This window comes from Pseudomonas sp. M30-35 (assembly GCF_002163625.1).
Classification (GTDB): Bacteria; Pseudomonadota; Gammaproteobacteria; order Pseudomonadales; family Pseudomonadaceae; genus Aquipseudomonas.
This window is the reverse complement of sequence record NZ_CP020892.1, coordinates 1,413,437-1,435,822: the sequence shown is the minus strand read 5'-3', so window position 1 is coordinate 1,435,822 and position 22,386 is coordinate 1,413,437. Positions and strand designations below refer to the sequence as shown.

The 22,386-nt window shown below is 54.6% G+C and carries 16 protein-coding genes; 9 read left to right on the top strand and 7 right to left on the bottom strand.

Annotated elements, in window-relative coordinates:
- Window positions 1-145: 145 nt before the first annotated feature.
- Window positions 146-1,717, bottom strand: a complete 1,572-nt coding sequence (locus B9K09_RS06695; protein WP_087516074.1) for an MFS transporter — start codon at window positions 1,715-1,717, stop codon at window positions 146-148.
- 105 nt (window positions 1,718-1,822) lie between these two features.
- On the opposite strand from B9K09_RS06695, the gene B9K09_RS06690 reads away from it, so the two are divergent.
- Window positions 1,823-2,626: a helix-turn-helix transcriptional regulator gene (locus B9K09_RS06690; RefSeq protein ID WP_087516073.1), complete on the top strand. Its 804-nt coding sequence runs from the start codon at window positions 1,823-1,825 to the stop codon at window positions 2,624-2,626.
- A gap of 219 nt (window positions 2,627-2,845) precedes the next feature.
- On the opposite strand, the gene B9K09_RS06685 is transcribed toward B9K09_RS06690, so the two are convergent.
- The 4 genes from B9K09_RS06685 to guaB form a co-directional block, all read right to left on the bottom strand.
- The gene (locus B9K09_RS06685) at window positions 2,846-4,594 is read right to left on the bottom strand and encodes a hypothetical protein (protein WP_087516072.1); all 1,749 of its coding nucleotides are present in this window, start codon (window positions 4,592-4,594) and stop codon (window positions 2,846-2,848) included.
- On the bottom strand, window positions 4,591-6,309 hold the full coding sequence (locus tag B9K09_RS06680) for a hypothetical protein (RefSeq protein WP_087516071.1): 1,719 nt from the start codon (window positions 6,307-6,309) through the stop codon (window positions 4,591-4,593). Before B9K09_RS06680 ends, B9K09_RS06685 begins: the two co-directional genes overlap by 4 nt.
- Window positions 6,310-6,555: 246 nt before the next feature.
- Entirely contained in the window at window positions 6,556-8,136 is a 1,581-nt protein-coding gene (gene guaA / locus B9K09_RS06675; protein ID WP_087516070.1) for a glutamine-hydrolyzing GMP synthase, read from the bottom strand.
- Window positions 8,137-8,266: 130 nt separating this feature from the next.
- Window positions 8,267-9,736 carry an IMP dehydrogenase gene (guaB, locus tag B9K09_RS06670; RefSeq protein ID WP_087516069.1) on the bottom strand — a complete coding sequence of 490 codons (1,470 nt, stop codon included), beginning with the start codon at window positions 9,734-9,736 and terminating at the stop codon, window positions 8,267-8,269.
- Window positions 9,737-10,120: 384 nt separating this feature from the next.
- Between guaB and B9K09_RS06665 the strand changes: the two genes are divergently transcribed.
- Together B9K09_RS06665 and B9K09_RS06660 are read left to right on the top strand one after the other, a co-directional pair.
- Window positions 10,121-12,208 carry a TonB-dependent siderophore receptor gene (locus tag B9K09_RS06665; protein WP_087516068.1) on the top strand — a complete coding sequence of 696 codons (2,088 nt, stop codon included), beginning with the start codon at window positions 10,121-10,123 and terminating at the stop codon, window positions 12,206-12,208.
- Between the two features lie 86 nt (window positions 12,209-12,294).
- Entirely contained in the window at window positions 12,295-14,250 is a 1,956-nt protein-coding gene (locus tag B9K09_RS06660; protein WP_087516067.1) for an ATP-dependent helicase, read from the top strand.
- On the opposite strand, the gene stpA is transcribed toward B9K09_RS06660, so the two are convergent.
- The gene (stpA, locus tag B9K09_RS06655) at window positions 14,230-15,507 is read right to left on the bottom strand and encodes a glucosylglycerol 3-phosphatase (RefSeq protein ID WP_087516066.1); all 1,278 of its coding nucleotides are present in this window, start codon (window positions 15,505-15,507) and stop codon (window positions 14,230-14,232) included. The two genes, B9K09_RS06660 and stpA, sit on opposite strands and share 21 nt — an antisense overlap.
- Window positions 15,508-15,714: 207 nt before the next feature.
- On the opposite strand from stpA, the gene B9K09_RS06650 reads away from it, so the two are divergent.
- A complete protein-coding gene (locus B9K09_RS06650) occupies window positions 15,715-16,323 on the top strand; it encodes a hypothetical protein (protein ID WP_087516065.1) in 609 nt (202 codons plus the stop codon).
- A 20-nt stretch (window positions 16,324-16,343) separates the two neighbouring features.
- Here B9K09_RS06650 and B9K09_RS06645 read toward each other — a convergent pair whose 3' ends face one another.
- Window positions 16,344-16,892 carry a sugar ABC transporter ATPase gene (locus B9K09_RS06645; protein WP_087519015.1) on the bottom strand — a complete coding sequence of 183 codons (549 nt, stop codon included), beginning with the start codon at window positions 16,890-16,892 and terminating at the stop codon, window positions 16,344-16,346.
- A 129-nt stretch (window positions 16,893-17,021) separates the two neighbouring features.
- On the opposite strand from B9K09_RS06645, the gene xseA reads away from it, so the two are divergent.
- The 5 genes from xseA (at window position 17,022) to B9K09_RS06620 (ending at window position 22,385) form a co-directional block, all read left to right on the top strand.
- The gene (gene xseA, locus B9K09_RS06640) at window positions 17,022-18,401 is read left to right on the top strand and encodes an exodeoxyribonuclease VII large subunit (protein WP_087516064.1); all 1,380 of its coding nucleotides are present in this window, start codon (window positions 17,022-17,024) and stop codon (window positions 18,399-18,401) included.
- 5 nt (window positions 18,402-18,406) lie between these two features.
- Window positions 18,407-19,342, top strand: a complete 936-nt coding sequence (locus B9K09_RS06635; protein WP_087516063.1) for a LysR family transcriptional regulator — start codon at window positions 18,407-18,409, stop codon at window positions 19,340-19,342.
- Window positions 19,343-19,517: 175 nt separating this feature from the next.
- Window positions 19,518-20,558 carry a TRAP transporter substrate-binding protein DctP gene (dctP, locus tag B9K09_RS06630; RefSeq protein WP_087516062.1) on the top strand — a complete coding sequence of 347 codons (1,041 nt, stop codon included), beginning with the start codon at window positions 19,518-19,520 and terminating at the stop codon, window positions 20,556-20,558.
- 55 nt (window positions 20,559-20,613) lie between these two features.
- On the top strand, window positions 20,614-21,108 hold the full coding sequence (locus B9K09_RS06625) for a TRAP transporter small permease (protein WP_087516061.1): 495 nt from the start codon (window positions 20,614-20,616) through the stop codon (window positions 21,106-21,108).
- Window positions 21,105-22,385 carry a TRAP transporter large permease gene (locus tag B9K09_RS06620; protein WP_087516060.1) on the top strand — a complete coding sequence of 427 codons (1,281 nt, stop codon included), beginning with the start codon at window positions 21,105-21,107 and terminating at the stop codon, window positions 22,383-22,385. The genes B9K09_RS06625 and B9K09_RS06620 overlap by 4 nt, the downstream gene beginning before the upstream one ends.
- Window position 22,386: the final 1 nt, after the last annotated feature.

The following is a 22,386-nucleotide window of genomic DNA, read 5'->3' as shown; positions in this document are numbered from 1 at the left end:
TTTGCGGGTCGGCGATAGCCACCGAAGGACATGACCTCACTCCCACTCGATTATCAACAATCCAACCAAACGTATGCAGTGAGGAGCCTGGCTTCTAATGTCCCGATTAACTCTTTGAACCGCGACACCATTAGCCATCAGGGCTTCATTTCGTCAGCTCCCCACCAACACCAATATGTCGCAATGTGATCGCTGCCAGTCCAGCCAGGATAGCGATGCTGATGGCGCTGGTTGCCGCCGCTACGTTGAACCCCACCATGAAAGCGGCTTGCGCCTGCTCCAACATACCAGCAGGCAACTCCTGCAACACCGACTTGGCTCCTGCAAGACTGTCCGATACTGCGCGTTGAACGTCCTGCGCCATTGGGACGCTGACTTGATCGGTCATCCTGATGCGATAGAGGCTGGTCGTCAGGCTGCCCAGCGTGGCAATACCTACAGCCAGCCCAAGCTCCTGTACCGTCTCCGACATGGCTGCGGCCGATCCTGATTTTTCAGCGGGTGCAGCCCCCACCACCAGATCTGTTCCCAGTGCGGCAATGGTGCCCAGACCGAGATAAACCAGAGAAAACGATGCCGTTACCAGCACAATCCCATGAGGCGCATGATCGAGTTGAGTCAACATCAGATAGCCCACTACGGATAGCCCCAGCGCTCCTGCGATCACATAGCCTGGCCGGACTCGCCTTGCAAGCAGTGGTGCTGTAATACCCGCCACTAACATGGCGAGTGCTGGTGGCCCCATCCATAACCCAGCCTCAAACGGTGACAAGCCCACCACCAATTGCAGATACTGGGTCACTAGCAACATCGTACCGCCGACACCGACCAGGCCAACCAAGAGCACCAGCAAGGCAACGCTGAATGCCCGACTGGAGAACAGGCCGAGGTCGATCAAAGGGCTGCTCAATTGGCGCTGCCGCCGGATGAACAGCGTCATGAAGACCAGTCCTCCCACGATAATCAGCGTGGCACCGGCCCCTATCCCATCTTTCGCGAGCTGCTTGATGCCGTAAACGATCGGCAGCAAGGCAAGCAACGACAACGCGACACTGGGCAGATCCAGCCGCCCTTGTTGCGGAGCACGGTACTCTGGCAGGAGAAACGGCGCAGCCACCAACAAAAGCGCGACGACCGGCAGCGCTACGAGAAATGCTGCCCCCCATCCGTAATACTCAAGCAGGATGCCACCCACCACGGGGCCAGCCGCCATGCCCAGCGCAAACATCGTCGCCCACACCCCAATGGCCAACGCGCGCTGCTCGGGACGGGCAAACATGTTGCTGATCAACGCCAGCGTCGATGGCATCAACGTCGCACCCGCCACACCCAGCACGGCACGCGCGGCAATCAGCATATTGGCACTGGTCGAATAGGCCGCCATCACGGAGGCAACCCCGAAAGCGGCCGCGCCAACCATGAGTAACTTGCGCCGCCCGATGCGATCACCCAGCGTTCCCATCGTGATGAGAAGGCCGGCAATCATGAAGCCATAGATATCGACGATCCAGAGTGCCTGCGCACTCGTCGGACGCAGATCCACTGCCAGTGCTGGCAACGCCAGATGCAACAGCGTCAGGTCAAGCCCGAGCAGAATGGTCGGCAGCGCAAGCAGGCCCAGCCCAATCCATTCGCGGGCACCCGCGCATCTCTCGACGGCATCAGCATGCACCTGAAGCCTTTCGGTAGTGGGGGATGAATCGCCAAGTGCAGTCAAAAGTCACCTCCGGATTCGTTCGGACGGGTTGCGGAAAGCACATTGTCAAAGCAATATCATCACATTACAATTTAAGTGTTTATCCTATTACAAAAGGTAATAGTCATGGCCGAACGCAGCCTCAGGCGCACCAAGAACGAGTTATCGGAGTTCCTGACCCGGCACCGCAAAAAACTGACCCCAGCCGATGTCGGCCTGCCCTCTCACGGGACGCGTCGAACACCGGGCCTGCGAAGGGAAGAAGTTGCAGCGCTGGCTGGGGTAGGACTCACCTGGTACACCTGGTTCGAACAGGGACGGGACGTTCAGGTCTCAGAGAAATTCCTGCTAAGCGTGGCTTACACACTCAAGCTCGATGACGCCGAATGCAGCCACCTGTTTCTTCTGGCCCACAATCGGCCACCGCCACCACAGGCCCATCAATTGGTATCGATCACGCCACTCATCCAACAGCTGATGGACGATTTGGCGACAAGGCCCGCCTATGTGCTCAATTTGCACTGGGATGTCATTGCCTGGAATGCGGCGGCCGATGATTTGTTCGGGTTCAAGGCCCGGAATCGTAAGGTACGCAATATCTTGCGCATGGTGTTTGCCGATCCCGACATGCGACGGCGCCTTCCTACCTGGCGAGACGATGCGCCCAAATTGCTGGCGCAGTTCCGTTACGACTTCGCCGTGGCACCGAACGATCCGCCCATGCTGGCATTGGTCGAAGATTTGAAGGTTCTGTCGGCCGACTTTCGGCGCTGGTGGGAGACACAGGATAGTGACGAAGCGCGGCGTGGAATCGGGTCTGTCCTGACTACCGATAGCGAGCGAAAGGACTTTCGCCATGAGACGCTAGTGGTGGATGAACACCGGCATCTCAGGATGGTGGTGTACTTCGCGGAACAAGCCAGTCACTGAAGCTCCCACAGCCACACTTGATACTGAGAGTGCATACCCGAACATGGAATCGCCGTTTTTTCATGGCACGCCCTTAGCGCGCCATGAAACACATCACCGGCCTAGTGGCAGATTTTGTTAGCTCATGTTGCAATCGTCCACCACAAATAAGGATCTACCATTGTCTGTGCCTTTGTGGCATTCAGTCTTCGCCAATTTGAGTAACGACCATACCAAAGACTACTCACCTCGCGACTGCTGCGTTTCGGGATCCGATGCTGCTTGAGCGGAGGTAGTATTGTTCGATGCTGAACGCTTCTGGCCTTGCCAAATATGCGGTGGTACAGGCATGCGATAGTGACGGCAGGCCATAAGAAAAATTGGAGTCAGGTGATTTCGGACAGCGCTTATTCGCTCATCCAGCGGATACTCTCTCATCACACGGTTCAGTAGGCTAAAAACGGCCTCTAGTGAGTCGTTGAGTGGCAGACCTGGTACCGACACCCCATGATCTCGATCACCATCCCAGAAAACCTCATCCGTTCGTGCGTCGGGAATCCAGATTTGGTGAGTCATGTGCGGAGCGTGCTCTAACAACGTGCTGCGCAAACGCTCTGCTCGCTCCTGGTCTCCTATCATCGCAAGCCAAGCGAGCACGAAGGTGTAAAGAATCCCCGCACGCGTATGCTCTTCGAAGTAAGCGTCACTGCGGTCTCTCGGATGGACGAGGACATCTCGATAATCTGTGGTCGGCGTCGGATAGTGCCGCCGAGCACTTAGTCCGTAGCATAGGCGGTCGGACATGATACGGATGTAATCAGCAACATTGGATAGGCGGCCGCGAACGTCTGCGAGACGCATGAACAGAGCCAGTTCAATCGTGAAATCGTCACGAACGGGAACGGCAAGCGCCGGATTCGCGTTCAGCATCCCGATCGCCATGTTGAGCACCTTGTCCGCCGCTTCACTCATTGCCTGCACGAATGACTCGTCCTCCCCGGCAGTCATAGCATCCAGCCATAGTCCGTGGAGAGACAATCTTCCAAGCGTCTCGAACAGCGCGATGTTAATGTCTGCCGCGTTGCGTGAATTTACGGCCATTGAAAGCGCGTAGCGCTTGTCGACAAACGGACCAATCTTCTCGACGAGTAGAAGGTGCGCAATGATCAGATGCAGCTTCAAGACCTGATCGAAATGAGCTAGCCGCTCCTGTTGCGTCGCTCCTTTGCGCAGACGCGCACTATCGCAGTAAGGCCAGCTGCGTAGGAGCACCAGCTCGGATGCTCGATACGCTGCCTCAAGGTTATCGGCATCGCGAGCCCATACAAAGAGTATCCAAAGGCACAGGTAGGCCTTGCGTAGCTGGCGCGTGCGCTCTGTCTGGCTCTTCGGCTCAATAAAAATAGCATTGAGCAAGTGGCGAAAATGCCGATAAGCAACGTCGGGCTGATCAAGCATTGCCAGCGCTTTCTGAAACAGCCCCCGGTTCTCACTCTCAATTAACTCAGCACGTAACATGCCGCTGAGGATCAGATCCGAAAGACGATCCCCGTTCCATTCGGCAAAGTTAATGTTGGCTTTCTCGTGCGCCCGACAGTAACCGCTCCACTGTGCCCGAACATTCTCGCGCATCTCACCGCCCATGCAGACACATATAACGACGGGCAGATCCGCAAAATGGGGCGGAATGCGGTTCGGAATATAGTCATCCAGAACCTCATTCAGCGACGGTCGTACGGCTTGCTGGCCGGTATCCCAATGCTCTCGCGTCAAATCACCGGACTTGATCGTGAACAGGAACAGACTTCGAGTTCCATCACGATCAGGGTCAGGGCCGACTGCCGCTACGTCGACACCAGCTTGCCCTGTGCCACGACGAGGACGAGTTAGAACTTCGAAACCACTCTCAGCCAAAAGATCAGGCAGAATAGCGTCGAGTTCGTCACGCTCGCGTAGCGAGCGCAGATAGTGCATCACGACAAGTTTCATTTCTGTTCTCGCTGCTCAAGCCTGAAGTGGACGAGCATATAATCGAGTCCAACTGGGTCCACGATATCGAGGATGGGCAGCTCGGACGAGATTGAGAACGAATGCATCGCAGTCTCGGTGAGATGTGTGGTGTCCCCTCCGGTATAGATCGGCGTCAACGAAGATCGGCCATACAAGATGTACTGCTTAGTGATGAGATCATCAAAAATAGATTTTCGACGCCCCTGCTCCATACTCCGCTCCATTTGGTCGTGCCACTGAACACGCCCTGTCTCGCGCTGCATTTCGCTAGGGTGCAGTTCAACCAGACGCTCAATGCCATCCATCGCATCCTGAAGTACCTTCTTTCGTGCAAGCAATTCAGCAAGGACCGGGATGCTCTCAACATAGCGCTCAAGGTAGTCCTTCAGCTTGCCGCCATAGCTCAAGAGCAAAGGATCGTAGATCAGATTGAGGACGTCATTTGCAATCTGCGGAGATCCATCACGAAGCACCGCTAACGGTATGACAACCGCAGACAGCGGATCAATAAAGAACCATCCAACAGCCTTCCGGCAGAGAAACAGCTGATCCGATGGGTCTACTGGAAGAGATGACGTGGGGATGGAGAAAGGAGGGTCATCGTTTCCAACGCCGCAAACCTCGTTAGCTACGCATTGGTGAGTGTGCGCACTCCCGTTCATGAGCCAATACACAACTGCGCTGCCCAGCACCTCAGAGCCGACATCTTGCAGCGCGCGATAAGTGCTCTGGAACGTGTCCAGCGTAATCCGACCTTTTGAGCGATCAAATAACTCACTAAGCAGGCGGATCACTTTTTCAGCATGCCCAGCACCCACAAGCTGATATGCGGCATGGTCGATATGCGAAATCGTGCCTGCGCTATCTGGGTCAACATCTGCAGCAGCATCAAGACACAGACCCAAGGCGTTTTCTGTGAGACCTACTCGGTGAATCCACAACAGGTTCGTTGCCAAGTGAATCGCGAAGGGACTCCTCGTCTGAAGGACCCGTTCGAGTTGTTTATCAAAGCCGACAGGTGCAACTGTTTTTCGCTGTGCAGCCGCGCGATAGCCCGCTTCGAGGGACCGGAGTGAGATGCCTTCATCATTGCTGGACGCTCCCTGGAGCAAGGTAACGAGCACCTCACCGTAGCGTTCGCCTAGATCCACAGCACCCAAAGCCGAGATGGCTGCGAGCTTCGCTTCCCGCGCGTGGGCTTGCACGAAAATAAGGCCCTCCTCGATATCAGCGTTCATCCGGAGAACCGTGCATAGTTGACGTAGCGCGAGGCTATCGCCGGTACGTGCTGCTTTATAGACCTTGGAAGATCTTGCTGGATCTTTCTTTGTCCACTCCCCAAAAGCGGTACTTGGGGCACCTGCAGCCAGATCGTTACCGCCCGCATCGAGCATACGCGTGATAAATTTAAGAAGGACGTCCTGGTTCACGTTCAGAAGAGGTATCAGATCGCATAGAAAATGCTGGACTATAAAGAAGCGAGGTCCTTCTAACTCCGCCAGCGCTTCTTCGATATAAAGGTCAATCGGAGGCGCATCGGCAGCATTCAGTATGGCTGCAAGCGTCTTTAGCAACGCAGAATGCTTATCTTCCAGACACCGACTACCGTGGCCCGCAACAGTCCGAAGCAAGCCACGTGTGCGCAGTTCCATAGCCAATTCCGTCTCGTCTACCGATGGCCCTTCTGTTGACATGGCTCTACTCCTTGGATCCTTTGTCCCTCAAACAGCTTCCAAGATTCTCAAAGTCGATGCAATTGATTTGGTGTCCAATCTATCTTTTATTCAGGCTATTACACAGAAAGCCCCGGCCAATTATCGACAAAACAAAGCTAAATATTTTTCACTTTTTAGATACCATAAAAAATGCCATTGACAATGTATAAAACACTATCAATGGCATGTATTTTTTGTAACTAAATCAATTGGTTAGAAATACTCTCATTCCCACTCAATGGTTGCCGGCGGCTTGCTCGACACGTCGTAGGTGACGCGTGAGATGCCTTCGATCTCATTGATGATGCGGTTGCTGACTTTTTCCAGCAGCTCGTAAGGCAGGTGCGCCCAGCGTGCGGTCATAAAGTCGATGGTTTCCACTGCACGCAATGCCACAACCCATGCGTAACGGCGGCCATCACCGACTACACCAACTGATTTAACCGGCTGGAATACCACGAACGCCTGGCTGGTCTTGTGGTACCAGTCGAAGTTACGCAGTTCTTCGATGAAGATGTGATCCGCACGGCGCAGCAGGTCGGCGTATTCCTTCTTCACTTCACCGAGAATACGCACGCCAAGGCCTGGGCCTGGGAATGGGTGGCGGTAAACCATGTCGAATGGCAAGCCCAGCTCAAGACCGATCTTGCGCACTTCGTCTTTGAACAGTTCACGCAGTGGTTCAACCAGCTTGAGGTTCATTTCCTCTGGCAGGCCGCCGACGTTGTGGTGCGATTTGATCACGTGTGCCTTGCCGGTTTTGGCTCCGGCAGACTCGATCACGTCTGGATAAATGGTGCCCTGAGCAAGGAACTGGATGTTTTCCAACTTCGAGGCTTGCGCATCGAATACGTCGATAAAGGTGCGACCGATGATCTTACGTTTCTTCTCTGGATCTGCTTCGCCAGCCAGATTGTCGAGGAATTGCTTTTCAGCATTGGCGCGAATCACTTTAACGCCCATGTTTTCAGCAAACATGGCCATGACTTGCTCGCCTTCATGCAAACGCAGCAAACCGTTATCAACGAACACGCAGGTCAGTTGATCGCCGATCGCTTTGTGCAGCAGCGCTGCCACAACCGAGGAATCAACGCCGCCAGACAGGCCGAGCAGGACGTTGGCATCACCGACTTGCTGACGCACCTGAGCGATGGCGTCATCAACGATATTCGACGGTGTCCACAACGCTTCACAGCCAGCGATATCGAGCACGAAGCGCGAAAGGATACGACCGCCCTGCTTGGTGTGCGTCACTTCTGGGTGGAACTGCACGCCATAGTAACCGCGCGCATCGTCGAACATACCGGCAATCGGGCAGCTTGGCGTGCTCGCCAGAACGCTGAAGCCTTCAGGCATGGTGGTCACTTTATCGCCGTGACTCATCCACACATCAAGGCCGAACACACCGTCGTCATCAATGTGGTCTTCGATACCATCGAGCAGACGACCCTTGCCAACTACGTCAACACGCGCATAACCAAACTCACGCACATCGGAGCCGAGCACTTTACCGCCCATCTGCTCAGCCATGGTTTGCATGCCGTAGCAGATACCCAGAACCGGTACGCCAAGCTCAAATACTGCTTGCGGCGCACGCGGGCTATTCGCCTCGTGAACAGACTCAGGACCACCGGCGAGAATGATGCCGCGTGGCGCGAATGCGCGAATTTCGTCATCGCTCATGTCGAACGGATGCAGTTCGCAATAAACCCCGATCTCACGCACACGGCGGGCGATCAACTGAGTGTACTGGGAGCCAAAATCCAGAATAAGGATGCGATGGGCGTGAATATCAGGATGAGCCATAGCCGTCTCTCGTAGCGGAATTCACAAATGACAAGGGGCTGATTAAACAGCCCCGTATTTCTTAACGTATATAAAAATCATTTTGCCGCGCAGCGAGCGCAGTAGCGTCAAAATGATTTTCAGAGGTTCCTTAGCCGACGCGGTAGTTCGGTGCTTCCTTGGTGATCTGCACGTCATGCACATGCGACTCAGCCATACCGGCGCCGGTAATGCGGACAAACTCAGGCTTGGTGCGCATGTCTTCAACTGTTGCACAACCGGTGTAGCCCATCGATGCACGCAGGCCACCCATCAACTGGTGAACGATTGCCGACATCGAGCCTTTGTAAGGCACGCGACCTTCAATACCTTCCGGCACCAACTTCTCAGCACCTGCCGAGGAGTCCTGGAAATAACGGTCGGACGAGCCTTGCGCCTGCGACATAGCGCCCAGCGAGCCCATGCCACGGTATGCCTTGTACGAACGGCCCTGGAACAATTCAACTTCGCCCGGCGCTTCTTCAGTACCGGCGAGCATCGAACCGATCATCACGCAGGATGCGCCAGCAACGATGGCTTTCGACAAATCACCCGAGAACCGAATGCCGCCGTCAGCGATCAACGGTACGCCAGTGCCTTCAAGGGCTGCCGCAACGTTGGCCACTGCCGAAATTTGCGGCACGCCAACACCTGCAACGATACGCGTGGTGCAGATCGAGCCTGGGCCAATACCGACTTTAACGGCATCAGCACCTGCTTCAACCAGAGCCTTGGCTGCAGCACCAGTGGCGATGTTGCCACCGATGACCTGGATTTCCGGGAAGTTCTGCTTAACCCAGCGCACACGCTCAATCACACCTTTAGAGTGACCGTGAGCGGTATCGACGATGATCACATCAACCCCGGCAGCTGCCAGCGCCGTTACACGATCACCGGTTTCCGGGCCAGTGCCGACTGCCGCGCCAACACGCAGACGCGCTTGGTCGTCTTTGCTGGCCAGCGGGTAAGCCTTGGCTTTTTCGATGTCCTTAACAGTCATCATGCCCTTCAGTTGGAAGGCATCATTGACGATCAGGACTTTCTCGATGCGATGCTTGTGCAGCAAATCGCGCACAACATCTTTATCTGCGCCTTCCTTGACCGTGACCAGACGCTCTTTTGGCGTCATCACTTCATGGACCTTGGCGTCCATACGGGTTTCGAAACGCACATCACGGGAAGTGACGATGCCGACCAGGTCGCCGTTGGACAACACAGGCACACCAGAAATGTTGTTCTGGCGAGTCAGCTCGAACAGGTCACGAACCGTGGCATCAGCCTCGATGGTGATTGGGTCTTTGACCACACCTGCTTCGAATTTCTTGACCTTGCGCACTTCGGCAGCTTGCTGCTCGATGGTCATGTTCTTGTGGATGATGCCGATGCCGCCTTCTTGGGCCATGGCAATTGCCAGACGCGCCTCGGTGACAGTGTCCATCGCAGCTGAAAGCAAAGGAATGTTCAGCTCGATACCACGGGTTAGGCGAGTCTTGAGGCTGACGTCCTTCGGCAGAACATCGGAATAACCGGGAATAAGTAAAACGTCGTCGAAGGTAAGAGCTTCTTGACTAATACGCAGCATGGCGGGGGCTCCCAGACGGGAAAATAGGAAGCGCGCCATTATACCCAGCAGCGGCCCTCCACTCAATGCAAACAAGCAAAGGAACCCATGAAAAGGTAAAAACAATTGTGCTAGCCGATGTTGAGGCAGCCTCTAGTTGCGACCTCAAGGGGCTAACAATACCAATCAAGGACACCTATACATCGAGCAAAGTCCTGCGCGCGCCCTGTCTCGCTCGCACCTTTGACTCACTGGTGCTCGACCTTCGAGCCAAGCGCTGGGGTTAACTAGCGCTGCTCGCCTTTTCCCAGCCGATTGAATAGAAAAGTTTTGCTGGGGTTGGTGTTTGCATTTCAAAAACACATATAATAATGATTATCGATACCATTAAAGAATCAGACTCCAATGCATTTGTTTCGCATCAGCAAATTTACCGCTCTTGCTGCACTTACGCTCGCCCCTCTTACAGCCAAAGCCGACACGGCACTCGAGTTACCGGGCCAGCAAGTCACCGCTCAGCAGCAAGCCCGCTCATACACCAGCGACACCGCCAGCACTGCGAGTAAAAGCGCAGTGCCGATCATGCAAGAAGCGCAAGCGGTGCAAGTGGTGACCGAACAGGTGATCAAGGATTTTCAGGTCAATAGCCTGGATGATGCGATGAACTTCGTCAGCGGCATCACCCAAAGCAATACGTTGGCAGGCAGTCAGGATGGCTTTGTTAAACGTGGTTTTGGCAGCAATACCGACGGCTCGATTTTGCGCGACGGGATTCGCTCCAGCTTATCGCGCAACTTCAGCGCCACCACCGAGCGGGTCGAGGTGCTCAAAGGCCCAGCCTCACTGCTGTATGGCGCGCTTGAGCCTGGCGGCCTGATCAACGTCATCAGCAAACAGCCTGAATATGTCTGGAGCAGCCAAATCAGTGGCGAAACCTCCAGCTTTGGCGGTGGTAACGCGATGATCGACGTCACCGGCCCTTTGGCGGATAGCGGCTTGGCCTTTCGCTTTATTGCCGAGCGCCAGCATGAAGATTACTGGCGCAACTCGGGCGAGGATGAACACACGCTTATTGCCCCGTCTGTAAGCTGGACCGGCAACGACCTGACGCTGAGCCTGGCATACGAGCACAAAGAGTATTCGACACCACTTGATCGCGGCACGGTGATAGTCAACGGCAAACCTGCCCACGTTGATTACAACAAGCGCTTTAGTGAATCCTGGTCGAAGGCCGAAGGCACTGATGAGCTGGTCACGGCCAAGGCCGAGTATCAGATCAACCCGAATTGGCTGACCCGGTTGACCTACGGCTGGAACCGCGAGCAATACGATTACAACGAGGCGCGCCCGGCCTCGCTGAACGAAACTACCGGCGACCTAACCCGCCGCGCCGACGGCAGCGAGCACGACAACCAGACGCAATACCTGGGATGGGACTGGATTGGTCAGTCGCAGTTGTTTAACCAACAACACGACGTGCTGATCGGCGCAGACACTGAACGCGTTGATAATTTTCGTGGCGACACCTATCGCGGGCGTAACAGCACTGGCTTCAACATCTATGACCCACAATACGGCAACCTTGATCAGCCATCGTTGCTCAGCGAAACGCAAAGCGATCGCAGCGACGAACTCCACTCACAATCGGTTTACTTCAAAGACAACTGGCACTTGAATGACCAATGGATTGCGGTGCTGGGCGGTCGCTATCAACGTTTCGAGCAATATGCAGATCAGGGTCGTGGCGATGAATACGTAAAAACCACTGATCGCACTGACAATACCTTCTTGCCCTTCGCCGGACTGGTTTACCAACTCAACAAAAACGTCTCGCTGTACGGTAACTACAGCCGCTCGTTCGTACCCAACTCATCCGATGCCGACACCGGTGAGTCGTTTGACCCGGAACAAGGCCGTAGTTATGAGCTGGGGGTGAAGCTTGACCTCAACAGCGGCCTGACCGCCAGCGTTGCAGTGTTTGATATCGAAAAAGAAAACGTCGTGGTCAGCAATAACGGCCGCTCCGAAGCCGCTGGCAAAGTTGGCTCACGCGGCATTGAAGTAGACATCAACGGCCGCATCGCCGATCGCTGGAACCTGCTTGGCACCTACGCCTACACCGATACAGAGATCAAAGACGACCCAGCCAACAAGGGTAACGAACTGGTCAATGCGGCAAAAAACGTCGCAAGCCTGTATATCTCCCATGACCTCGACATCAATCCAGAAGCCGGGAACTGGCGGATCGGCGGCGGCGCACGCTATGTAGGTGAACGCGCAGGCGACAACAGCAACTCATTCTGGCTCGACAGTTATACCGTTGCCGATGCCTTTATCGCTTGGGACAGCACGTTATTGGGAGATAAAACCCGGCTACAGCTGAACGTGCGCAACCTGTTCGATCAAGAGTACTACCCATCGAGCGGCGGCAACCTGCGAGTCAACGTGGGTGAGCCGCGTGAAGTTCGCCTGCAAGCGAGTGTCGATTTCTAAACGTAAACAGCGCGCTTGGCCCCATGCCAGCGCGCAAAACCCTTATGATTCAGCGCTGTACATGATCAGTTCGCTGGAACATTTGAATGCTGTCTACAGTTAAACGCTACAAACTCCTGTTATCCGGGGCGCTGGGCCGTTACTTCCCGCGCACCAGCGCCTATTTACGCGCTGAAGAGGGCCAGTTGCTACGCCACCCTTCAGGCGTCACAGGTAAAAAGCCGCAATCTAAAAATGCGCTCAAAGCACGCAAGACCACAGCTAAAACAGCGCGCAAACCTGCCGGCAATCGCCCGAAAAAAACCGTTGAGGGTATATACGGCCCAGCGCCGCTGCCGATTGCCGAGCAACAGATCCGCGCCATGCGCGATCAAGTGAACAAGGCGGTTAGCGCGGGCGTGGTCAGCCTGCCATCTGATGAACAGTGGGCCATGATTCTCAGCGACGCACCACTCACCCGCGTCTTTGCTGGTGCGGGCTCGGGCAAATCGAGCACTCTGTTGCTGCGCGTGGTGTTTATGTTGTGTCACTTGCAGATCAAGCCCGATCAGCTCACGGTGATCTCGTTCACCAGCGCCTCGTGCGAACAACTGCGCAAGCAATTGCTTGACCTACTGAGCTTCTGGCAATACCCCTTTGACCAGAGTCAGGCGCGCCAATGCGTGCGTACCTTCCACTCGGCAATGGGTACGCTGGCAACTGAGCTGCTGGGCAAGCCCAACTGGTTCGAGCAACTTAATGACAAAACGGCCAACCCAAGCGAGCTGGATAACCCGCTAACCGCATCGCGCTTGGGTGCGGCCCAGCAGCGCCTGCTGAAACAGGCCTATCAAGCCTGTTACAACGCAGAACCGACTTTTCGCCAACAGGTTCACCAACTGCTCAACTTGCCGCTGCCAGCAGCCGTGCAAGATGCAGCTAAAGCCAAACCTGCAGGTAAAGCGCCACTGGATACTTACAAACTCAAAGGTGAGTTCAGTCCTGCGCCCTTGTTTGAAGCTTTTTATGCACAGACCAACTTCATGCAAAGCATCGGCATTCACATCACTCAACTGGATCCGGCAAAACTACAGTGCAGCGCCAGCGAGCGCCTGTTCATTCAAGCATTGGTGACATTCAACGGTTACTTTGAGGCCGCGTTGAAAGATCAAGGTTTGATCACCTTTAACCTGGCGTTTGAGCAGCTTACACAGCTGTTTAATGGCAACACTGATTCATCCGCCCAATCGACACTGGAGCCGTTCAAGCATTTATTGATTGATGAGTTCCAGGACATTTCACCGCAAATCGTGGCGTGGCTGCAGGCTGTTCAGCGCAGTCTGGCCAGGCAAAAGCAAGCGGTTAGCCTGATGGCCATTGGTGATGACTGGCAATCAATCTATGCCTGGCGCGGCAGCTCGCCAGAACTGTTCATGAACTTCGATAAACACTTCCCCAGCAAAGGTAAATCGAAGAAAAGCAGCGTGCTGATGATGACGACCAACTACCGCTCGATTGAGCCGATCATTGGCGCTGGCGAACAGGTGTTGAACGGTGTCGAACTGAAACAGAATAAAACCAGTAAGGCGTTCAGAACCACGCAGCCCGGCGAGCACGGGGTCAAGGTCATCAGCCGTTTTGATATCAACCAGCGCTTGCCAGAGCTGCTCAAACAAATCAGCGAGCAATGCAGTTACGCAGCCGAGCAGAACAAACCTGAAAAAAACGCTGTTTTGCTATTGAGCCGAGCTAATCACACGCTGAAAACCATACAAGCTCAGCTCGATAAAAAACTGCCGGTCAAGGGCTACACCATTCACCGTGCCAAAGGCCTGCAAGCGCAAGTTGCAATCATTGTCGACGACTGCAAAGCACCTGAAAGCTATCCGCTACGCAACGCGTTGTACGCCTACTCTGGTTACTTTGTGAACAGCTATGACCAAGCCATGCGCGACGAAAGCCTGCGCCTCGGCTACGTCGCAATCACTCGCGGCGTGAGCCGGGTATTCTGGTACACGCAAAAAGTCCAAGGCGCCACTCAACTACTGGCGACTAGCGGTTAAGCGCTCGGCGAGCTCACAGAAAAACTCAACGTATTGCTGATGACCGCCGCTGAAAATCACATCCAGGCGTAACGGGTCAGCAGGATCGCTAATGCCTTCCAATGCAGGCCATGGGGCCAGCGTTGGCTCAGTTTTGCGCCGCTGCAACAACTCAGCATCGACCCCGGGGCGGCGCACTTCACCCGCACTGCTGTCGATATAGACAACCAGATTTTCGCGCTCAAACTCTTCACCAAGCGCCTGCACTAGATGCAAAAAGCCGCGATCGCTGCCACCGCGTAAGACTTCCGCAGAATCGGGTTGCACACTGGAGCTGACGGTATCGCCTACCCCAACAATGCGTGGCATTAGTGCAGGGTCAAACTTAGCGCGTGCCAGCTTGAGCAACTCAGCCTGCGCGTGCGGCGCTTGGCGTGCATTGAAGTCGTGGCCAAGTGGGTAATGCCCCGTCTGAGCAAAGTAATAATTATTGAGCAGCACCAGCAGCCCGACTTCCTTGATCGCACCGGTGAGCATGAATTGAAAGTCGGTGGTACCCGCGTTGTTCTCAGCGCCGGGCTTGAGTCGTTCATGCCCTTGCGCATCGCGTCCGGAATTAGGCGCGTAATGGGTAAAGAAGCTAGCGCCCAGCCCTTGCTCAGCCGCCTGCGCATGCAGGTCAGCCATAAAGGCGGCGATCTCTTGCTGTAAACGGCGGTAGATATCTGGCTGAGTCTTTAAATGCTGAAACAGGACATTGATATTCAGCGTCGGCGATACCAAGTTCTCAAGTACCGCCGAGGCAACCAGTTGATCAACCAGTTGCCCATCAAGCTGATATGGCTCCGCTACCAGCAACGCCCGTAAAAAGCGGGTGAACTTGCGCGGCACTTGCTGCAAAAACTGTAACTCCGCCTCACTCACTCCCGGATGCGAGACCTCAGCAAAGCGATCTTGCAACTGCACGCCACCCGCAGCCAAGCCCGGTAAATACAGGCCATGCTCAAGCGCCTGCGCGGGATTTTCCAGAGCGCGCTCAATAATTCTATTCACGCCGCGGCGGCCAATATGCTCACCATTGGTGAGCACGTAAAAACGCCCCGCCAGATGTGCTGCAGCCGCCACATACTTGCGTTCAATCACCCGCGTAAGCGGATCACGCACCAGCCCCATACAAACGCCGTCGAGATCCTGGACGATCAGTAGACGCTCAGTTGCAGCCAGTGAATTGAGCAGTTCGATGGAGTCGAGGGAGTACCCTTTTTGATAATCAACCATGCGTCCATCTTACGTGGAGACTAAGCCAGCGCCAAATCAGCGACTGATCGCGCAGCCTTGAATGGGTTGTAGCAGTTGGCTGAACAGCCGGTTTATCCGCATATATTTCCGTCAGTAGCAGGGTTTTCAACTAGCCTTTATCTGAGACGCCGTTAAGCACCTTCGACTGCCTATTTACAACGCCTAGACTGCGCTTTGGAGAGTTCGATGTTCAAGTTTCTTAAAACAACTGCGCTCGGCGGAGTTTTGTTTATTTTGCCGCTGATCTTGATCGGCGTATTGATCGAAAAAGCGGTGAACATTTTGCGCGGCCCGATCAGCAAGATGATGCCCGTATTCGATCACCATAGCGTCGCAGGTGTCACTGCTCTGACCTTGGTCGCACTTTTAGCCTTGCTGCTGTTGTGTTTTCTCGCCGGATTGTTGGCTAAAACCAAGGTTGCAAAACGTATTCGCGACTCGATTGAAGAAAAGCTGCTGGACAATGTGCCAGGCTATCGCCTGATTAAAGACACCATGGCGCGCATGACCGGTGTTGAAGACGAGGTCAACGCCCAAGTTGGCCTGTATGTTGATGGCGATATTGTGCAGTTCTGCTTGATTGTCGAAAGCGGCGGCGATTGGACCTCGGTATTCATTCCAGACGGAGGCTCTTCTGGGCTAACGGCAGGTGCCGTACAAATCGTTCCGTCTGAACATGTTCACCTGACCGAACTGGCTTGGTTTGATGTGCTGAAATGCCTCAAGCGCAGCGGCCACGGCAGCTTGACCCTTGCTGAACCATGGTTGCCAAAGCCCCAGCAAGAACCGGTCTGACCAGCGGTTGCGCTTGATTATCAAAGGTCGACCCGCACCACTCGAACCGCATAACCTAAACGCTCAGCGAACTCATCAACGAACGCCTGTTTGAACACAGCATCCGCCCAGTTATTGAAGATGAAACCCAAGTTTGAAAACCCGCACGGCTGCAAGTAAAGAAACCCATTGATATCGTCTTCGTGGCGGCATTCAGGGCAGATAAAATTATCGGTATGCCCCGGCATCCAGTTCTCAAGACTGTCGAACAATGCCTCGCCAATCTCCTGCCTGCATTCGGGGCAACCGGCTTCTTCTTTAAAATCTTTCTGCGGAGTGAAAATGCAACGCCGGGTGACAATCTCCAAACCGTTAACCGGTTGTTCAAACGGCAACAATTCCGGCTGCTCCACAACACGTCGTGCACCGGGCGCAATGCCGTACGCCATCTTTTTGAATGTGCGCCCGCAGGTGGTCATTTGCTCTTCAATAATCTTTTGCTGCACCAGCCAACGCACAATCAAACGCGCCCGCCCCTCATGGCCAGGGAAGCTGGATATTTGCGGGACTATTATGGCTTGCTGGTCGATCATCTCACGCGCTCTACTGAGGTTATCGGTAATTAAAAGCCGCGCAGCTTAATCGCGCCAGCCTCAGGGTCAAGACAATCTATGAGTGGCGGTCTATGTCGCAACCCTTAAAGCCTTTATCATGCGCTCATGATTAAAGATCCGTTCCAGCGTTTGGGCCTTGACCGCGAGGTGCTGAGCGTCAGCCAACTCAATAACCGCGCACGCCTGCTGCTTGAGGACGTATTTGCCGGTATTTGGGTTGAAGGTGAAATTTCCAACCTGGCCAAGCCTGCCTCGGGCCACGTCTACTTTACCCTTAAAGATCGTCAGGCTCAGGTGCGTTGCGCGCTATTTCGTCAGAGCGCGGCCCGGGTTCGCCAAGAGCTGCGTGATGGTTTAGCGGTAAAAGTGCGTGGCAAGGTGTCGCTGTTTGAAGGCCGTGGCGACTATCAGCTAATTCTCGATACCGTAGAGCCAGCCGGTGATGGTGCTTTACGCGCGGCATTCGAAGCCCTCAAAGAAAAACTCAGCAGCGAGGGTTTATTTGCAGCAGAGCGCAAAGTCGCCCTGCCCAGCCACCCAAAGCGCATTGGCATCATCAGCTCACCGACTGGCGCGGTGATTCGCGACATCATCAGCGTGTTCAAGCGCCGCGCACCGCAGGTTGAACTGGTACTGATCCCAACCGCCGTGCAGGGCCGCGAAGCCACCGGGCAAATCGTCCGTGCCTTGCAGTTTGCCGATAAGCAGCAGTTCGACGCGCTGATTCTGGCGCGTGGTGGCGGCTCGCTGGAAGACCTCTGGTGTTTTAACGAAGAAGTTGTAGCGCGGGCGATTGATGCTTGCATCACCCCGCTGGTCAGTGCGGTCGGCCACGAAACAGACGTCTCGATCAGTGATTTTGTCGCCGACGTTCGGGCGCCTACGCCCTCTGCCGCCGCCGAGTTACTCGCCCCCGACAGTTCAGAACTGGTGCAACGGCTGAGCAACCTGCATCGCCGCTTGGTATTGCGCCTGCAAAGTCGCCTGGAGCGCGAACGACTGCGTCTTGAGAACGTCAGCCGGCGCTTGCGCCATCCCGGCGAACGTCTGCGCCAACAAGCGCAACAACTGGACGACCTGGAAATGCGCATGCAACGTGCATTTCAGCAGCAACTCAACAGCCGCAAAGATCGCTTGGCGTATTTGGACAAACGGCTGATCACCCAGCATCCGGGGCGCAACCTGCAACTCCTGCGGCAACGCCTCGACAGCTTTGCTGAGCGTCTGCCCAGAGCCATCAACGATGCGCTCAAACAACGCCGTTTGCAGTTGCAGAGCCAGATGAAAACTCTTAACGCCGTGAGCCCCCTCGAAACCCTTGGCCGCGGCTACAGTATTTTGCTCGATGAAAATAATCGAGTGATTCGCAAAGCCGCAGACACCCAGCCGGGCCAACGCCTGCAAGCCAGGCTGGGCGAAGGGGAACTGGCTATCCGCGTAGAAGACAATCACATCACCCCAACCACTTTGTCACTGCTGGATTGACGACAATGCGGATTAACCAACGCGCGCTGGCTTATTTGAATGAGGTCATTCACCACCGCTCGTTGAGGCGTGCGGCTCAACATCTGAATATTGACCCCTCAGCAATAAGCCGGCAGATATCCGCGTTGGAGCTGGAGCTGGATACGCGTTTGCTCGAACGAACGGCGCAAGGCGTTAGCCCAACCGAAGCTGGAGAGATGCTGGTTGCTCATTACCGCCAGCAACAGGCCAACGACCGAGGCGTTCTCTCTCGACTGTCTGACTTACGCGGGCTGCGCCAAGGCCACGTACGCATCGCGGTGGGCGAAGGTTTTATTGCGGACTTGATATCCCAGCCTCTGCAAAGCTTTATCCTCAGCCATCCGGGCATCGACTTAGAGGTGAGCATGGCCGGCGCGAATGAAGCGATTGGCTTGGTCAAAGAGGATGCCGTCGACTTTGCGCTGGTTTATGCACCTGCAGAAGATGACTCACTGCATGTGCATGTCGATACACTGCAACCGCTTGACCTGATAACCCCGCCCGATCACCCACTGGCACAGTCGACGTCGCCCATCAGCATGGCTGCATTGCGCAATGAATCTCTTGCCCTGATTCATAACAGCACCGGCATGGGGCAATTGGCTGTGATCGTTGCTCAACTTGAGCATTTACAACTGCGGCCCAAATTGCGCACCAACTCAGTTGCGGTGCTGGTCAACTTCGTCAAATCAGGCATTGGCGTGGCGTTTATGCCAGAGCTGACCGTACACACTGAACTGCAGTCATGCAGCATTCGCCGCTGCACACTGGCCAATCGTGCGTTGCGTGACGCCCGTGCACGAATTGTCAGTCACAAAGGCCGTGAGCTGACGGTCGCCAGCCAAGCATGCCTTGAGCATTTGCGCGACGGCATGCGTTTTTTTAACGACCACGCCCCGAGTATTCTCGATAAAAGATAACGCCTTATCCAAAAGGCTTCAGGTGCACGGACAGTGTTGCATTTAATGCATCACGCTGAGACTTGAATAGTCAACACGACAACAGCTAATTTATTTTTAGGGAAGCTAAGCACTTGCTCTACAAAATAATAATCTTGTTTTTATCTCGAACTCGCTCTGCCACAAGGAAAATAATATGCATTCGATTCTGCGTAATAACGTCGCTCGTCGTTTCACCGCTGGGCTGCTATTCACGGCAATTTCACTGGCTGGAGCCGTTGCCCAAGCTGCAACAGAGATCAACCTGAGTTACAACGGCGCCGCTGACAGCGAGAAAAACCCTGTCCACCTGTTCGCCACCAACCTTAAACGTCTTGCTGAAGAAAAAAGTGCAGGTGATCTCACCATCAAACTGTACCCAAACAGCATGCTCGGCGAAGAAGAGCAGCGCATGGAACAGGTCATCAGCTCGCCCGGTTTGAACATCGCATCGTTCGCCGGTATTGCACCGCTGTTTCCTGAAATCTACGTCAGCGCCATCCCCTTCATGTTCAAGGATGCCAGCGCCGCGCATAAATTCTTTGATCAAGGCGAATACTGGAAAGCCTCCAAAGCTGAGTTCAAGGAACGTACAGGCACACAACTGCTCGCGGTTGTTGAGGAAGGCGGATTCATCAACTTCACCAACAATAAAAAACCAATCAAATCACCTGACGACTTTGCCGGTTTGCGCTTTCGCGCAATGGACCCGAGCCAAGTGGCGCTGTATGAATCATTCGGCGCATCCGGCACGCCAATTCCATGGACAGAACTGTACATGGGTCTGCGCACGGGCGTAGCGGATGGTCAGATGAATCCGGCCTCGTACATCATCATGGGCAGCCTGTATCAAGTGCAGAAATACCTGACTCTGGCCAACATTCAGTACTCTGATCAGTTCTTGGTTGCTAACGGTGACATGCTGGCTTCGTTGCCCGAAAAAGACCGCACTGCACTTTTAGCTGCCAGCGAAGAGGCAACTCGTCTTAACCGTGAAGCGATTGCCAAGCAGGAAGACACTGACCTGGCATTTCTTAAAGCCGAAGGCATGGAAATTATCCAGCCTGATGATAAAGACCTCGCCGCCTTCCAAAGTAAAGGCCAACCGGCTTATCTCGCTTGGCTGAAAGAGCAAAACATCGATGCCAAGTGGATCGATATGGCGCTTAAAGATACTGGCCTCAATCACGCTCAGTAAAACGCTTATCCGCGCCCTGCTCAGCCAGGGCGCTGCGCCTGATCCGGAGTCACCTATGTCTTCTCTATTACAGCGCAGCAGCAACGTCCTACTAAACCTAGGTACGTTGCTGTTGCTGCTCGACCTGTTGTTGCTCAGCTACGGCGTGTTCGCACGCTACCTCATCGGTAGTTCACCCATCTGGATGGACGAACTGGCGCGCTATTTGATTATTGGCAGCGTCATGCTCGTCATGGGCACCCTCTGGGTGCAGGGCGGACATATGCGCATCAACCTGCTTGAGCAACATCTGCCGCGCAAACTTGCGCGAGTGCTGAAGCTTTACCAATGGTTGATTGCGTTGTGCTTTTTCGCTTTTGCGACCTGGGCGAGTATCCACTATGCGCTCAATGCCAGCCGTTTCCGCAGCATGGGCCTTGGCGTTAGCCGCATGTGGCCACTGCTGAGCTTACCCATCGGCTTCGGCGTACTGACATTAATGATCTTGATTCAGGGCCCATGGAGCAATAACCAACCGGAGCAGCACACCGAACAAGGAATAGCACCATGATGGGCTTTGCCATGATCGCAGCCTTTGCCGTTAACCTGGTGCTGGGCCTACCGCTGTTCTTATGTTTGTTACTGACCGCACTGGTTGGCTTTTTATTTATTGATCCCAACTTGTTTTTCAACACCTTGCCGCAACGCTTCTATGGCGGCATGGATATTTTCTCGCTGATGGCGATTCCACTGTTCATCTTGGCGGGTAACTTGATGAATAGCTCAGGCATGACTCCGCGCCTGATGCGCTTGGCCAATGCGCTGGTCGGACATTTCCGCGGCGGCCTTGGACACGTCAACGTAGTCGCCGGTGTGTTTTTTGCCGGAGTTAATGGCTCTGCTGCAGCGGATGCATCCGCACTCAGCACCCTGCTGGTTCCGGCGATGGAAAAAGAAGGCTATTCGCGAAAATTTGCGGCGGGGCTTACCGCTGGCAGCTCGCTGATTGGCCCTATTATTCCGCCCAGTATCTTCATGATCCTCTACTCCTCACTGACCAACACTTCGGTTGGTGAGCTGTTTCTGGCGGGAGTCATTCCGGGCTTGGTCTTAGCCGTTGGTTTTATGACCATCAATGCGATTTACGCCCGTAAAGCAGGCCTCAAAGCACAGCACAAAGCCCCCTCCTGGACAGAAGTATTTGCCGCAGTGGCGGGTGCATCAACGGCTCTTGTTGCGCCAGTTCTGATCGTTGCGGGTATCGTCCTGGGCGTGGTCACTCCGACCGAGTCGGGTGCAATCATCGTGCTCTATGTGGCACTGATCGGGATTATTCAGCGCGAGCTGTCGCTAAAGGGGTTTTGGACTTCAATTCAGGAAACAGTCCGACTGACCGCCAGTATCTACGTGATCATTGCTGCTGCCTCGGTGGTCAATTGGCTGCTCAACTATGCGCAAGTCGCCAACGAATTTGCCACGTTGCTACAGCCTTTCAATCACTCCCCTACGCTGATGTTGCTGGTGATCAGTTCAATCATCTTCATTTGCGGGATGGTGATGGAGGAAGTGTCGGTACTGATGCTGCTTACGCCAATTATTGCTCCCGTAGCCTTGGCGGCAGGCGTCGATCCTGTGCATTTGGGCCTGATATTCACACTCAACATCACTATCGCGATGATTACGCCACCGATGGGCTCTTGCCTGTTTATTGTCGCGACCATCAGCAAGTTGAGTATTACCGAAATGTTCAAAGGGATCTGGCCCTTCATTGCCGTGGCCTTGAGCGTGCTCTATCTGTTGATCCTGTTTCCTTCTCTGACGCTGTGGCTACCGCGCCTGCTGAGCTAAC